Raw genomic sequence first — 13,941 nt, 5'->3', positions numbered from 1 at the left:
TAGTTATTTGGGTACATCATGGTCGAGAACCAACCACAGCCAGAACAACAACCACAAGATAGCGTTGTGCCGAAAAAGCGCCGTATATTGAGAAGTATCCTGTTGTCGGTACTTTTCTCACTCATTTTCCTGCTCTCTGTGCTGGCGCTGCTGTTTTCGACCAATCAGGGCAGTAAGTTCCTGCTAGATCAGGTATTACAACGCCAGCAAATTATTCATTATGAATATGAAGGCGGAAATTTATGGCGTGGAATTATTCTTAAAAATGTGCTGGTCAGCCTGAAACCGGTCGATGTCAAAATTGATCGTGCTGATGTAAAACTGGGCTGGCGGGCGATCATCAAAAAAGAAATTCATCTGAATGAAGCAGATGTCCGTAACCTGCAAATTATTAATAAAACTCCGTCTAGCAGCGAACCTTTCAAGTTCAATGCCATCCGTTTGCCTTTTGTGCTGCGCGTCGATCATCTGCTGCTTGATCATCTGGTGATTAAAACCCAAACCACGGCAGTTGATTTTTATAATATCGAATTAAATGATGCGCTCTGGTCTGGTACCGAATTAAACTTTGAAGATTCCCGCATGGATATGGGTTATCTCTCGGTGCGTGAAGCGACGGGTAAAATGCAGTTTGAAGGCAAATATCCACTGGATGCCCGCGCAATCGTCAATCTGCCTTCTTTAAGAGACAGCTTGAATATTCATGATATTCAGGTTCGGGCGCGTGGCACGCTGGATACGATTCAGGCAGGCGTAGCGACCAATACACCTGATTTATTAACCGGTTGGGCCATCGTACATCCAATGCGGCCCCAGGTGCCGATGCGTGGCGAGTTAAAATTTAAAGATTATAACTGGCCGATTCTGACTGAGCAGAAACTGTTTACGAAAGACGGGATTGCCGAGTTCAATGGAGATATCGATCGTCTGGACTTGAACGTCCGTACCGACCTGAGCGGTGAAAATATTCCACAAGGCCAGTATAACGCGGTGATGTATACCGATCTGGTCAATCAGCTCAACATTACCGATCTGAATGGCCAGCTGATGAAAGGTGCGGTTAGCCTTGCCGGGACAGTGGGCTGGAACGAACAGGTAAGCTGGGATCTGAACGGACGATTAAACGGAATTGATCCTAAGCATGAACGTATCCCGCAAGTCGTACAAGACTTTTTACCACCAAGCCTGGATGGCAATATTGCCTCAAAAGGCAATCTGGAAAATGGCCTGCATCTGACGGCGCTGGTAGATTTTGACCGTTATGAAACTTGGAATATCAAGCTGGATCAGAATCCGGTTAAAGACAATAAAGCACAACCGATGCTTCTGGATGTTGCCTGGCAAAATATCGACCGCGCCGTACCCTATGTCGGCTGGCTCAGCAGTCAGTCTGGCGATGTGAAACTGGCACTGGTCGAAGGCCAGCAGAATATTCATGTGGCAACCAAAGTCGAACAGCACGAACAAGGTCTTCTGCCAGCAGGCATGTATCAGGCCAAACTGGATCTGAAAAATAATATTCTAAATGTGCCGAGCTTCAATTATAGCGCCAATGCACAGGCAGGTAGCTTAAGCGGTCATGCGCGAATTGAACTGCCACAAGAAAAACGCCAGTTGAAATGGACTGCATTATTAAACGCCAAGGACTTAAATACCCGAAGTCTGGCTGCGGCTTCACCGATAGACCGTTTAAATGGCCAGATCAAGGCCAATGGCTATGCACAACCCAATCAGCAGATTATTAAACTGTCTAATGTAGACCTGACTGGGCGCCTGGCAGAACAGAACGAAACAGTACGTCTGACCGGTAACAGTACCATTGCTTTATTATTCCATAATGAAAAAGCCGGCGGTGGTTTTAGAGGCTATGCAGTCAATTATGATGGGGCTTTAAATGCCAGTCAGTTGCAAGCCAGTCAGGGAATCCTGAAACTGCGTGTTTCAGGTACACCAGAAGTATTGAGAGTCAATGAATTGCGTCATGATGGTATCGCTGGCAAGATTAATGCCAATGGTCTGGTGAATCTGGCAAATGGTATTGACTGGGATATTAACGCTTCATTAATCCGCTTTAAGCCGCAATATTTTAATGCCAACCTGAAAGGCGAGTTGTCGGGCAATGTAAAAACCCAAGGGGTTTGGTCAGATGCCTTAAAACGCATTCAGATCCAGCGTTTGAATCTGGCCGGTATGTTAAATAACAAGCCGGTACGAGGCACAGGTAATTTATCAGTCATTATTAATTCAAATCAGCGTGGTTTTGTTCCAGAGCAGTTTGAAGCCAATAACCTGTTCCTGTCTTATGCCAGCAACCAGATTCAGGCCACCGGCAATGCGCAGAATCTGCAACTCAAAGTCAACGCACCAGTATTGTATGAGTTATATCCGGGCTTAAGAGGTCGTGCGCAGGGCTATATCAATATGCAGGCGCAGCCACGTTTGCAGGCTTCGGCAAATCTTTCGATTGATAATTTTGCCTTTAAAAACCTGATGAGTGTGCAAAAAATTCGTGTCCGCGGGCAGTTGCCGACCTCGCAGACCACAGCAACCTTATTAACTGCCACAATGGATCGCTTGCGTAGCGGTTCACGGGAAATTGTACGCGGGGAAATATCACTTGCCGGTACTCGTGCGGCGCATATCCTTAAAGTTCAGGCAGAAAATAAACTGTCAAAATTCTTTGTGCAGCTGGCCGGTGGCTTTAATGCACAAAATAACTGGCTGGGTCAGATTCAAAAAGGTGATTTTGACTCTTTGCGTGCTCATTTAGTACAGCGTCAAAATGCGGCAGTGATTTATAATGCGGCCCAGTCTGATCTGTTTGTCGGTGCACATTGCTGGATGAGTCAGCAAAGCCAGTTGTGTTTTGATCAACCGATTCGGGTCAATAAAACCCGTGGCAGCGTATCCTTTGTGACCCAAAACCTGGATCTGGATGATTTCAGTGCATTCCTGCCTGAAGGGCTGGCATTGACCGGTAAAGTGAACGGTTATGCCAAGGCAGCCTGGGCGCAAGGTGCTAAACCAAAAATCGATGCGCGTCTGGTCACCCGAAGTGGTGTGGTCGGCTTATCTTCGGAAGACCCGGATTATTTAGGTTCTACCCTAAAATATGATGAAGTGGGTCTGGTGGCAAAAAGTGTCGCAGAAGGCTTACAAGTTCGACTGGATGTAAAAACTCCGGATATCGGGACAGGGTATGCCAATGTCATTATTGATCCATATCGGGACAGTAAACCGATGCGTGGCGAAATTGCCTTTAATCAGGTACAGCTTAAAGTCTTTAAACCCTTTATTCAGGACATCCGTAATCTGGATGGCACCTTGTCCTATGCCGGAAAAGTGAGTGGAACCTTAACTGATCCTTTGCTGGAAGGTGAGGTTCGAGTCAAAGATGCTTCGATCAGCATGATCTCCTTGCCGGTGAATCTGACCAATGTGCAGTTGTATTCATCGATACGTCAGAATTCTGCCAGTATTAATGGTGCATTTAACAGTGGTCGTGGCGTGGGTAAATTGACCGGTTCAGTCGACTGGAAAGGTGATCCGCGAGTGCAGTTAAAACTGCAAGGTGAAAATCTGCTGATTCGTCAGGCACCTTTAATTACTGCCGTGGTTACGCCCGATTTAACTTTGGACATGTATCCATTCAATAAAAAGCTGAGTCTAAGTGGTACGGTTGATGTGCCACGTGCACTAATTTCTATGCCTGAAGCCTCAGAACCTGTGGTTGGACTTTCTTCAGATGTACGTGTGGTGCGTGAAGGTGATGACCAGCTGGCTATTCTCAAATCGGCCCGTCCTTGGGATATTCGGGCTGATGTGGCGGTTTCTCTGGGTAATCAAGTGATATTCCAGGGCTTTGATAGCCGTATTCCGCTATTGGGCCGGGTCAATCTGTCACAGCGGGGTCTGGAAACTGCGATGCGTGCCAATGGTGCGATCGGGGTATCACAGCGGGTGAAAATCGAAGCTTATGGTCAGAGTCTGGATCTGAACCGTGCCATTGCCCGTTTTAATGGTGAGTTGACCAATCCGACGCTGGATGTTGATGCCAATAAGTCGGTTCAGGGAAGTACGGTCGGGGTACGGGTGACGGGCACTGCTTCAAGTCCAAATATTCAGATTTATAATGATGCTGGCTTGTCAGAGCAGGAAGCTTTAAATGCCTTGATTACTGGTCGTATCAACGAAGGTGCATCCGGTTTAAGTCAGGCTGAAGGATTCAGATCTGATGTGAATAATACCATTGCCGCAGCAGGTATCAGTCTGGGCCTGGGTGGAACCCGCGCGCTCACCAACCAGATTGGACGGACTTTTGGCTTGAGTGGTTTGGCACTAGATGCACAAGGGACAGGGGATGATACCCAGGTGTCGGTGACCGGCTATATTACCCCTGATTTATATCTTCGTTATGGTGTTGGGGTGTTTACCCCGGTGAACAAGCTGACTTTACGTTATCAGGTGAATCAGCGTCTTTACTTGGAAGCGAGTCAGTCCTTAGAACGTGCAATTGACTTGTTCTATAACTGGCGTTTCTAATCATAAGGACAGATAAATATTTTTAAATGATTGCTAGATTTCATTAGATATCTTTAATTGATCAAAAAATGTTCAATTTATTCATATTTAAATAGATGCTGAAAATACCCTCATCCTTCTGGGATGAGAAGCACTGCTTCGCAAGAGGATGAGGGTATTTTATTTATAATGATTAAAAAATGACTTATCAAAGAACGCTAGTATCTATTGATATGTATCTGGCTTGAAAACCGCAATATAGACCCGGTTACACAAATGATCATGCTTGACCCTTGAATGAAACGATCAAATGTTTGAGCATGATATTTTCTGGGTTATAGAAGTGATGGATCGCCATGATAGATGAAGAAAAGCCGTTAAACTTCGATGATGACAATGAGCCTCAAGATTTCGAAGATGAAGAGTTTATCGATGATAAGAAAGAGGATGAGCTGTACAACACGATTACCAAAGATGGTTCAAGTGTTGATCCTGCAGATGATGGCACGCGGCATATTCGCCCTGAAGATGGTAATCCCATAGAAGTTGAAGAGTAAAGAAAAAAGTCCAATTCAATATTGGGCTTTTTATGTTCGTGATTTTCTTTGTCATGAAGTACAGTGCTTTGGGTATACACCTGTAGAAGCAATGAATATCAGAATTTAAGCGCAATGGGCTGCAAAAAAGTTGTGAAATATGGCTGAAATTATGTTTCTGTTACATCCTTAAGAAAAATGAATGAAGCAATAAATCAGCGCTAAAATATAAAAAATCAATCAAATCAGATCATAATAAATTGAAAATCAATAAAGCCTTAATAAAATTAGGTGTATATTGAAAGTACAATTTCACTCATCAGAGTATGTTCGCATGGCGACTAAATTTATAATCCGTTTTGCAATGATTCTATTCGCTGTACTTATTTTGACTGCGCTTTCGATTCAATTTTTCTTTGATCCAGAAGTGACTGTGGTTTTATGGATCTTCGCTGTACCCTTTATTCTGGGGGTGCCAATTTTAGCCTCTGTCGTATTGGCAAGTAATGAGGAACTGGATATTCATAGCGTAAATTAAATTGAAAAAAGCCCTCATTTTTTGAGGGTTTTTTATGATATAAAGATGCTTAAATAGCCTAAGCTACTCAACTAGAGTCATTCAATCACTAATCTTTAAATGTGTCATTTAGCGCACTTTGCACCGCTTCAACACGTGCCTTGCAGGCTTTATAGGCGCTCATGGATTCTTCCACGATTTTCATCAGATTATCAATGTCCGGTTCTTGCTGAGATTCGAGCAATTCCGCATTCTTTTTCAAGATGTCATAGCCTTGCTGGAAGCTTAAAGTATCATGAGTCATGGGGAAGTACCTGTATAAGTTGTGCTGAAAAAATGCCATCCTGCAGTTCTACCTGAACCGGATCGCTGGGCTGAATCTGGTTGATAGAACCCACCACATGTTCTTGCTGACGTACGATGGCATAACCTTTCGATAAAACATGTCGTGGGTTTTGCAATAGCGTTTCCCGCATCAGGGCATCTAGCTGCTGATTGATTAGTTGGGTATGTTGCTGAGCCAGACTGGAGGTATTGGCCTTGATCTGTTGCAGACGTTGCAGGGCATCCATAATTTGGCTGTTGGCCAGACTTTGAATGAGTTTTAAGAATTGATCATTCTGATTTTGGTAGGCCTGAATTTGCTGTTGAGATAAACGCTGAATCCGCTGTAAATAATTCAAGACATCTTGTGTGAGTTCGACTATATGATTGCGAATTCCGGCGATGACTTTACTCGGAGTATCAAAGGAGCGATGCGCAACCTCATCCAGAATGGTGTGGTCTTTTTCATGTCCGATGCCCACCCAAATCGGAACCGAGCGTTTACAGAGCAGGGCAGCCAGATCATAATCATTTAAATAAGCCAGATCATTGACTGCTCCGCCACCCCGAATAATGACGATTAAATCTGGCGCAGTGTCATAGGTTTTCGCCCATTGTTTCAGAGCTTGTGCCAGACTCTGCATAATGCTTTGCGGGGCAGAATTTCCCTGAAAAGTCGCAGTGTGATAGATAAACTCGCAAACTTGCGCACGATGTAGTGCATCGGCATCTTTTCTGAAATCTCCGAGACCTGCTGCGTTTTCGGGAGCAATCACTAAAATTCGGTTCAAATCAAAAGGGCTGGGCAGGTTTCTATTACGCTGAATCAGCCCTTCAGCCCTTCAGCGCTTAGCCTGTCAATAATCTGCTGATAACGCCGGGCAATATCACCCAAGGTATAACCCGAGTCAATCTCGACGATATTTAAAGAAAAACCATATTGTGGATCAAAATTGGCTTTGACTTTAATCAGAACTTTGAGATCACGACTTAATTCAATCCCGCTTTCACGTTCAAATTGAGTGACAATTTTCTGGGCGCTAAATTTCCAGATGGTGGCTCGGCAACTGGCAATGACCTGATCGCTATCAGCCTCTTTTTCTGCCAGTTCCAGATAATAATGACCTGCTTTGGTACTAAGGTTGCGAATCTCAGCTTTGACCCATACCGGCGTATCGAAAGTGAGTTTGACCGCTTCCTGAACTGTCGCAAGATATTCCTTGAGGGAGAGTTGGAGATCGTCTGTCATGCCAGTATAAAGTTTAAAATTCAATCAAATAGTAAATCAATCTGGCAAAGATCACAAATCTAAAAATGCAGTCACTTAAACTTTATGTAATGACATTGTGTTGATGATGGAATGAAGAATCACTTCATTGAGAACGTTAAATTCGTATTCGTTTCAATTTAAACAGATTCCCTGCATCTCTATCTTCATCAATCAAATAGTTGGCAAGATAGCAATACTGAATTTAGCAATACTTTTATTATTAAACCTTATTGAAGGTATTTGATTAACAATGTACACAGACTTGTGCCTAGAAAAGGTATGGAAATATGCTAAATTAGTGCAGAATTATTGAAGAAGAATACACGCTCATGAAAAAAACAATGCTGTTCGGTTTGCTGGCGGTTGCTTTAAGCGCCTGTACCACTACACCACAATCAGAAACGGAAGCGCCCAAAATAGGTATGCCAAATCCGGCGAGCACTTATTGTGTCAATCAGGGTGGCAAGCTTGAAATACGTAATGAAAGTAATGGCCAGGTTGGATATTGTCATTTAAAGAATGGACAGGTGGTAGAAGAGTGGGAGTTGCTGCATATGAACCAGCCTAAATGTATTGCCGATCAGGCGATGACATTGGTTGGTCAGTCCAACCTGACTGAAGCGCAAATCAAACAGAAAACCCAGGCGCAGATTGTACGTATGGTCGAGCCGGGTCAAGCAGTCACCATGGATTATCGTGAAGAGCGTGTGACAGTAACCGTAGATCCTGCCAGCAAAAAAATTATTCAGGCTTCATGCGGTTAAGTATTTAAAAAACAAAAGCCCATTGATGGGCTTTTTTAAATTTAGAGTCATACTGGCATTTTAAATGACAAATCTTCCCCGATCTTTTATATTGCCCCTCGGAAGGAGAAACTCATGAAAAAGTTATTGGCTTTATCGTTTATGCTGGCTCTGGCCGGTTGTGCCGAGAAGAAACCCTTAACCCCTGAAGAGCAGTGGCAAGGTTATTGTCGAAGTGTGGGGAATGCCGCGCGGACCATTATGCTGGATCGTCAGAATGCGATTGAGAAAGAGAAAGCAATCGAGCATGCCCTCAAGATCGATGATGAAACCACCAAAGGTTTTATTCTGAACATTATTGATGAAGTCTACGCACTTCCAGCCGAAGAGATTAAGGCAGATGTAAAAGCAGCCCGTGAAAAAGTCCGCGCTGAGTTTACTGAAAAATGTATTGCCACGCCGCATGATGAATTACCAGATTACAAACCGTTCTAGGGAACGGTTTTTTTAATGGCTGAATCGGGCATAATGCAGCATCTCTTTAAAAAAAACTATCAACCCGAATAAAAGACAAAAAAACATCTAATGAATAATAAAAATAGCCTAAGCGAAATGTACACTTTGTGACAATTTCTAAATCTAAAATATAGAAATACTTATCTTTATATTGAATAATGAATTTAACTCCAATTACCCGAGGAGTAACACAATATGCAAGTCGTCAGATATTTACATCATTCTGATCTGCTCTTAGAAGATGAACATGGTGTAGTCATTATTGCTGGTAGTCGCTATGTCCTGAGCGTAGGCGACAAAGTATTTTTAAAGAAGGTGCTAGAACAAGAAAAAAAGCTGTATCAGGTGGATATTTCCTTTGCCAGCAATAATCACAGCACGATGTGTGAAGATGAATGCGTGGTGAAATTCAAAGGCTGCCGGGATTCATATCAGCAATATTTAAACTCGACCACTGTACACTAAGGTGGAGTATCTTTTTAACTTCAAATCAGGCAACATCATGGTTGCCTTTTTTATGCATTAAATTCAGTTAAAAGGGCCTGCTCATAGGCTTGTTTCTTGAGATCTGATCTAAAAGTGATTATTGAATAATCATTAAGAGCATCATTTAGTTATAAAATAACGAGCATCACAAAGAAACACTTGAGTTGCATTAACTTTTAACTGGAAATTTAGTAAAATTTCGGAGTCCATATTATTTGTGAAGCTTGGAATAAGCAGGAATTCATAAGTAATTTTTTAAAAAAGAGGAATAACACTGTGCTAGAAGCTTACCGCCAACACGTTGAAGAACGTGCCGCACTCGGAGTCCCACCGAAGCCACTTGACGATGCCCAAACCGCTGCATTAGTTGAACTACTAGTTAACCCGCCAGCTGGTGAAGAAGCATACTTGGTAGATTTGCTTGAAAACCGTGTACCAGCAGGTGTTGACCAAGCTGCATATGTAAAAGCTGCGTTCTTGGCTGCATTGGCAAAAGGCGAAGCAACCTCTCCACTTATTTCTAAAGAACGTGCGGTTTACTTGCTAGGTACTATGCTTGGTGGTTATAACGTAGCGCCTTTAGTTGAACTTTTAGACAACGCTGAACTTTCTGAGCTTGCTGCTGAAGCGCTTAAGAAAACGCTTCTTGTATTTGATGCATTCCACGATGTCGCTGATAAAGCAAAAGCGGGTAATGCAAATGCACAAGCTGTTATGCAGTCTTGGGCTGATGCTGAATGGTTTACTTCACGTCCAGACGTTCCTGAAGAAATCAAACTGACAGTTTTCAAAGTCACTGGCGAAACCAACACTGATGACTTGTCACCTGCACAAGATGCTTGGAGCCGCCCGGACATTCCATTGCACGCAAATGCAATGTTGAAAAACGTACGTGACGGAATCAACCCGGAAGTTCCTGGTGAAGTTGGTCCATTAAACCAAATCAAAGAATTGATCGCGAAAGGCAACCAAGTTGCTTACGTAGGTGACGTTGTTGGTACAGGTTCATCTCGTAAATCTGCAACCAACTCTGTGCTTTGGTTCTTTGGTGATGACATTGCTCATATCCCGAACAAAAAAGACGGTGGTTACTGCCTAGGTTCTAAAATTGCGCCAATTTTCTTCAACACGATGGAAGATGCGGGTGCATTACCGATCGAGATCGATGTTGGCAACATGAACATGGGCGATGAAATCGTTCTTAAAATCGATCATGCTGCTGCGAAAGTTTCTGCATCTAAAGACGGTGCTGTAATTGCTGAAGCTGATCTTAAAACACCTGTACTTCTAGACGAAGTTCGTGCTGGCGGTCGTATTAACCTGATCGTTGGTCGTGGTTTGACCACTAAAGCACGTGAAGCTTTAGGTCTTCCAGTATCTACGTTGTTCCGTACTCCGGTTCAACCTGCTGCAACTGGCAAAGGCTTCACTCAAGCACAGAAAATGGTTGGTCGCGCTTGTGGTCTTCCTGAAGGTCAAGGCGTACTTCCAGGTACTTACTGTGAACCTAAGATGACCACTGTTGGTTCGCAAGATACCACTGGTCCAATGACGCGTGACGAATTGAAAGACTTGGCTTGCCTAGGTTTCTCTGCTGACCTTGTTATGCAGTCTTTCTGTCATACCGCTGCGTATCCAAAGCCAGTTGACGTTCAAATGCAACACTCGCTTCCTGATTTCATCATGAACCGTGGTGGTGTGTCTTTACGTCCAGGTGACGGTATTATCCACTCTTGGTTAAACCGTATGCTTCTTCCGGATACTGTGGGTACTGGTGGTGACTCGCATACTCGTTTCCCAATCGGTATTTCGTTCCCGGCGGGTTCTGGTCTAGTAGCTTTTGCTGCAGCAACTGGTGTTATGCCACTTGATATGCCTGAATCTGTACTTGTGAAGTTCAAAGGTAAAATGCAGCCTGGTATCACACTACGTGACCTGGTACATGCAATTCCTTACTACGCAATTCAAGCGGGTGACTTAACTGTAGAGAAGAAAGGTAAGAAAAACATCTTCTCTGGTCGTATCCTTGAGATCGATTTGACAGAAATGGAAACTGACCTGACTGTTGAGCAAGCATTCGAATTGTCTGATGCTTCTGCTGAACGTTCAGCTGCTGGTTGTTCGATCACGCTTTCTGAAGAGAAAGTTGCTGAATACCTTCGTTCAAACATCACTATGCTTAAGTGGATGATTTCTGAAGGTTATGGCGATGCGCGTACAATGGCTCGTCGTGTTGAGAACATGGAAAAATGGTTAGCGAATCCATCACTTCTTAAAGCTGATGCGGATGCTGAATACACGAAAGTGTATGAAATCGATCTAGCTGACATTAAAGAACCTGTTCTTTGCTGCCCGAACGATCCAGATGATGCAAAACTTCTTTCTGACGTTCAAGGCGTGAAAATTGACGAAGTATTCGTTGGTTCTTGTATGACAAACATCGGTCACTTCCGTGCGACTGGTAAATTGTTAGAGAAAGTTCCAGGTGGTGCATTGTCAACTCGTTTGTGGATTGCTCCGCCAACGCGTATGGACGAACATCAGTTGATGGAAGAAGGTTTCTATAACATTTATGGTAAAGCTGGCGCGCGTACTGAAATGCCAGGTTGTTCATTATGTATGGGTAACCAGGCACGTGTAGCTCCGAACACAACTTGTGTATCGACGTCTACACGTAACTTCCCGAACCGTCTAGGTCAGGGTGCTAACGTTTACTTGGCTTCTGCTGAACTTGCTTCTGTTGCTGCTGTATTGGGTAAATTACCTTCTCCAGAAGAATACCAACAGTACGCAGCTCAAATTGACAGCATGTCAGCTGACATCTATCAATACTTAAGCTTCGACAAGATGAGCGAATATACTAACGCTGCTGCGAATGTTGATACGAAGAAAATTGCTGCTGCTCAATTGACTTAATGAGCTAGGATTAAGAAAAGCCGAAAGGCTTTTCCCTAGCCCAAGAGCAAATCTATGATTTGCTTTGTTAATTAAGTAATAAGCGGTATAAAATAAGGGCTGATTTGTCAGCCCTTATTTTTTTTATGAAAATAAGAAATTAAAATTAGAACTCAAAAATTAGGTATGGAAAATAATAGAGAATTTTTTAAATATGATGAGGCCTTAGAGTCATTAATAAATAAAAAATTAATACGTGATATTGGTAATAAGGGGGAAATATTTGAATTGACACAGAAAGGGTGGGAGTTGACATCTAATTTAAATTTTGCAGCATGAAATTCTGTATCTTTTCACAACTTCAGAATTAAATTTTTGAGTATGTCCAATATTGAAAAACTTTTATTGGTAATGCTTTACACTTTATCCAATAAATCGTTTAATCCCCACATTGAAAAATGATTTAGCAAGTTGACCTAAAACATGCCTAAACAATCCCGATTCCTCTGTATTGGCGGTTTTCTTAATGGAACTCAAGTCAAAGACCAAGGTGACAACTTTGAGTGTGTCGAAAACTCAAAGAAAGTCATTTATGCGAAGAAAGAAATCTTCCATCAAGACGCATGGGATCATGATTATTATGTGTGTGAGACGACCACGGATCAGCAGGCAAAAAACTGGGTATATGATATAAAGCACTAATTTTATGGCTTTAATTTTAAAAATCGAATAATTCATTTCAAAGTGGGTTATTCGTTTTTTATTTTAAACTTCAGAAAAATGAAGAGTTAAGTAAAGTCAAAGTTGAACAGAATTACATTTTTATAGCTGAAAATTCCCCCTATTTTTGTTAAAAAATGAACAAAATAAAGGGGATATAGATTGAATGAATTATGAGCTAGATGCTTTTTTGACGATTGTCATCGCGGTACTTGTCTTATTTATTGGTTACTTTGTGGTGAACAAAATTTCCATTTTAAAAAAATACAATATTCCAGAGCCTGTGGCAGGTGGTTTAGTGGCTGCCATTGTCACCTTTATTCTATTTAAAAGCTCAAACATTACCGTAAATTTTGACACCAATATTCAGCAAATTTTTATGTTGATGTTCTTTACCTCAGTGGGCCTGAGCGCGAGTTTGGGTAAACTCAAAGAAGGTGGAAAATCGCTCATTCTATTCCTGGGCTGTGTCATCGTCTTTGTATTACTTCAAAACGTGGTCGGCATCAGTCTGGCTAAAGCTTTAGGGCTCGATCCGCTTATCGGTCTTATTACCGGCTCAGTGACGCTCACAGGTGGACATGGTACGGCAGCTGCGTGGGGAACAGTATTTGAACAAAATCACGGTATTCAAGGCGCGATTGTTTTAGGGATGGCCAGTGCGACTTTTGGTTTGGTCATTGGTGGGATGATGGGCGGGCCAGTGGCCAAGTTTCTGATCCGTCGTTTTCAGCTGGCAGAAGAATTGGCACCTACTTCACGCTCAGGTCGTAATGAAGCGCCGCCTTCATCTGAAACAGCGCCATTCGAATATCCAGAAAAAACCCGATTGATTACTGCTGATGATGCTGTAAAAACCACGGGTATGTTTGCGATCTGTATCAGCTTTGCCTATTTCATGACTGAATTTGCACGAGGCCAATGGTTTGAGTTACCTACCTTTGTATGGGCACTCGGATGTGGCGTGGTGCTGCGTAATAGCCTGGAACTGATTTTCAAAGTTGAATTATTCGACCGTTGTATCGATGTCTTTGGTAATGCGTCATTGGCACTGTTTTTATCCATGGCACTGATGTCTCTACAACTCTGGTTACTGGCTGATTTGGCAGGTCCTTTAGTGATTATTTTATTGGTACAAACGCTGGTATTGGCGCTTTATTTATACTTTGTGACGTTTAGAATTATGGGTAAAAGCTACGATGCCGCAGTATTATGCGCGGGTCAGTGTGGCGTGAACTTAGGCGCAACACCCACCGCAATTGCGAATATTCAGGCAGTAACCAATACTTACGGGCCATCGCATAAAGCTTTCCTGATTATTCCTCTGACAGGGGCTTTCTTTGTTGATATTGTCAATGCCGTGGTGATTCAAGGGATGCTAGGATTCTTTGGATAATCATTGCAGTAAAACTG

Annotated in this window: 10 protein-coding genes and 1 pseudogene; 9 read left to right on the top strand and 2 right to left on the bottom strand. The window is 42.8% G+C overall.

All coding sequences use genetic code 11. The features are described 5' to 3' along the window. Nucleotides 1-18: 18 nt before the first annotated feature. The 3 genes from KT990_RS01965 (at nucleotide 19) to KT990_RS01955 (ending at nucleotide 5,595) form a co-directional block, all read left to right on the top strand. The gene (locus KT990_RS01965; protein WP_218209039.1) at nucleotides 19-4,542 is read left to right on the top strand and encodes a translocation/assembly module TamB domain-containing protein; all 4,524 of its coding nucleotides are present in this window, start codon (nucleotides 19-21) and stop codon (nucleotides 4,540-4,542) included. Between the two features lie 335 nt (nucleotides 4,543-4,877). After that, nucleotides 4,878-5,078 carry a hypothetical protein gene (locus tag KT990_RS01960; protein WP_005097200.1) on the top strand — a complete coding sequence of 67 codons (201 nt, stop codon included), beginning with the start codon at nucleotides 4,878-4,880 and terminating at the stop codon, nucleotides 5,076-5,078. A gap of 313 nt (nucleotides 5,079-5,391) precedes the next feature. Beyond that, nucleotides 5,392-5,595, top strand: coding sequence for a hypothetical protein (locus KT990_RS01955; RefSeq protein WP_005097198.1), 204 nt, complete (start codon nucleotides 5,392-5,394; stop codon nucleotides 5,593-5,595). 88 nt (nucleotides 5,596-5,683) lie between these two features. Here the strand turns inward: KT990_RS01955 and xseB are convergent, their stop codons facing one another. Next, nucleotides 5,684-5,878, bottom strand: a complete 195-nt coding sequence (gene xseB, locus KT990_RS01950) for an exodeoxyribonuclease VII small subunit (RefSeq protein WP_005170556.1) — start codon at nucleotides 5,876-5,878, stop codon at nucleotides 5,684-5,686. Further along, nucleotides 5,868-7,147: pseudogene (gene xseA, locus KT990_RS01945) on the bottom strand (exodeoxyribonuclease VII large subunit). Before xseA ends, xseB begins: the two are co-directional and overlap by 11 nt. Before the next feature lie 350 nt (nucleotides 7,148-7,497). Between xseA and KT990_RS01940 the strand changes: the two are divergent. From KT990_RS01940 to gltS, 6 genes are all read left to right on the top strand, one after another. After that, nucleotides 7,498-7,932, top strand: coding sequence for an I78 family peptidase inhibitor (locus KT990_RS01940; RefSeq protein WP_074383210.1), 435 nt, complete (start codon nucleotides 7,498-7,500; stop codon nucleotides 7,930-7,932). Between the two features lie 114 nt (nucleotides 7,933-8,046). Next, nucleotides 8,047-8,406: a hypothetical protein gene (locus KT990_RS01935; RefSeq protein ID WP_005097193.1), complete on the top strand. Its 360-nt coding sequence runs from the start codon at nucleotides 8,047-8,049 to the stop codon at nucleotides 8,404-8,406. Nucleotides 8,407-8,622: 216 nt separating this feature from the next. Then, nucleotides 8,623-8,892: a hypothetical protein gene (locus tag KT990_RS01930; RefSeq protein WP_005097192.1), complete on the top strand. Its 270-nt coding sequence runs from the start codon at nucleotides 8,623-8,625 to the stop codon at nucleotides 8,890-8,892. A 297-nt stretch (nucleotides 8,893-9,189) separates the two neighbouring features. Further along, a complete protein-coding gene (locus KT990_RS01925; RefSeq protein ID WP_159138306.1) occupies nucleotides 9,190-11,829 on the top strand; it encodes a bifunctional aconitate hydratase 2/2-methylisocitrate dehydratase in 2,640 nt (879 codons plus the stop codon). Nucleotides 11,830-12,291: 462 nt separating this feature from the next. Beyond that, nucleotides 12,292-12,510, top strand: a complete 219-nt coding sequence (locus tag KT990_RS01920; RefSeq protein ID WP_218209038.1) for a hypothetical protein — start codon at nucleotides 12,292-12,294, stop codon at nucleotides 12,508-12,510. Between the two features lie 184 nt (nucleotides 12,511-12,694). Then, nucleotides 12,695-13,924 (top strand): sodium/glutamate symporter, encoded by a 1,230-nt coding sequence (gene gltS, locus KT990_RS01915; RefSeq protein WP_218209037.1) that lies wholly within the window; start codon nucleotides 12,695-12,697, stop codon nucleotides 13,922-13,924. Nucleotides 13,925-13,941 lie beyond the last annotated feature (17 nt).

The organism is Acinetobacter sp. F9 (assembly GCF_019195275.1).
In the GTDB taxonomy this organism is placed as follows: domain Bacteria; phylum Pseudomonadota; class Gammaproteobacteria; order Pseudomonadales; family Moraxellaceae; genus Acinetobacter; species Acinetobacter pseudolwoffii.
Note: the sequence above shows the minus strand (reverse complement) of the source record. Positions and strands in the feature narration are given on the sequence as shown.

Coding starts and splice junctions, on each gene's coding strand:
- KT990_RS01965 (WP_218209039.1), top strand. CDS start 19: ATGGTCGAGAACCAACCACAGCCAGAACAACAACCACAAGATAGCGTT.
- KT990_RS01960 (WP_005097200.1), top strand. CDS start 4,878: ATGATAGATGAAGAAAAGCCGTTAAACTTCGATGATGACAATGAGCCT.
- KT990_RS01955 (WP_005097198.1), top strand. CDS start 5,392: ATGGCGACTAAATTTATAATCCGTTTTGCAATGATTCTATTCGCTGTA.
- xseB (WP_005170556.1), bottom strand. CDS start 5,878: ATGACTCATGATACTTTAAGCTTCCAGCAAGGCTATGACATCTTGAAA.
- KT990_RS01940 (WP_074383210.1), top strand. CDS start 7,498: ATGAAAAAAACAATGCTGTTCGGTTTGCTGGCGGTTGCTTTAAGCGCC.
- KT990_RS01935 (WP_005097193.1), top strand. CDS start 8,047: ATGAAAAAGTTATTGGCTTTATCGTTTATGCTGGCTCTGGCCGGTTGT.
- KT990_RS01930 (WP_005097192.1), top strand. CDS start 8,623: ATGCAAGTCGTCAGATATTTACATCATTCTGATCTGCTCTTAGAAGAT.
- KT990_RS01920 (WP_218209038.1), top strand. CDS start 12,292: ATGCCTAAACAATCCCGATTCCTCTGTATTGGCGGTTTTCTTAATGGA.
- gltS (WP_218209037.1), top strand. CDS start 12,695: ATGAATTATGAGCTAGATGCTTTTTTGACGATTGTCATCGCGGTACTT.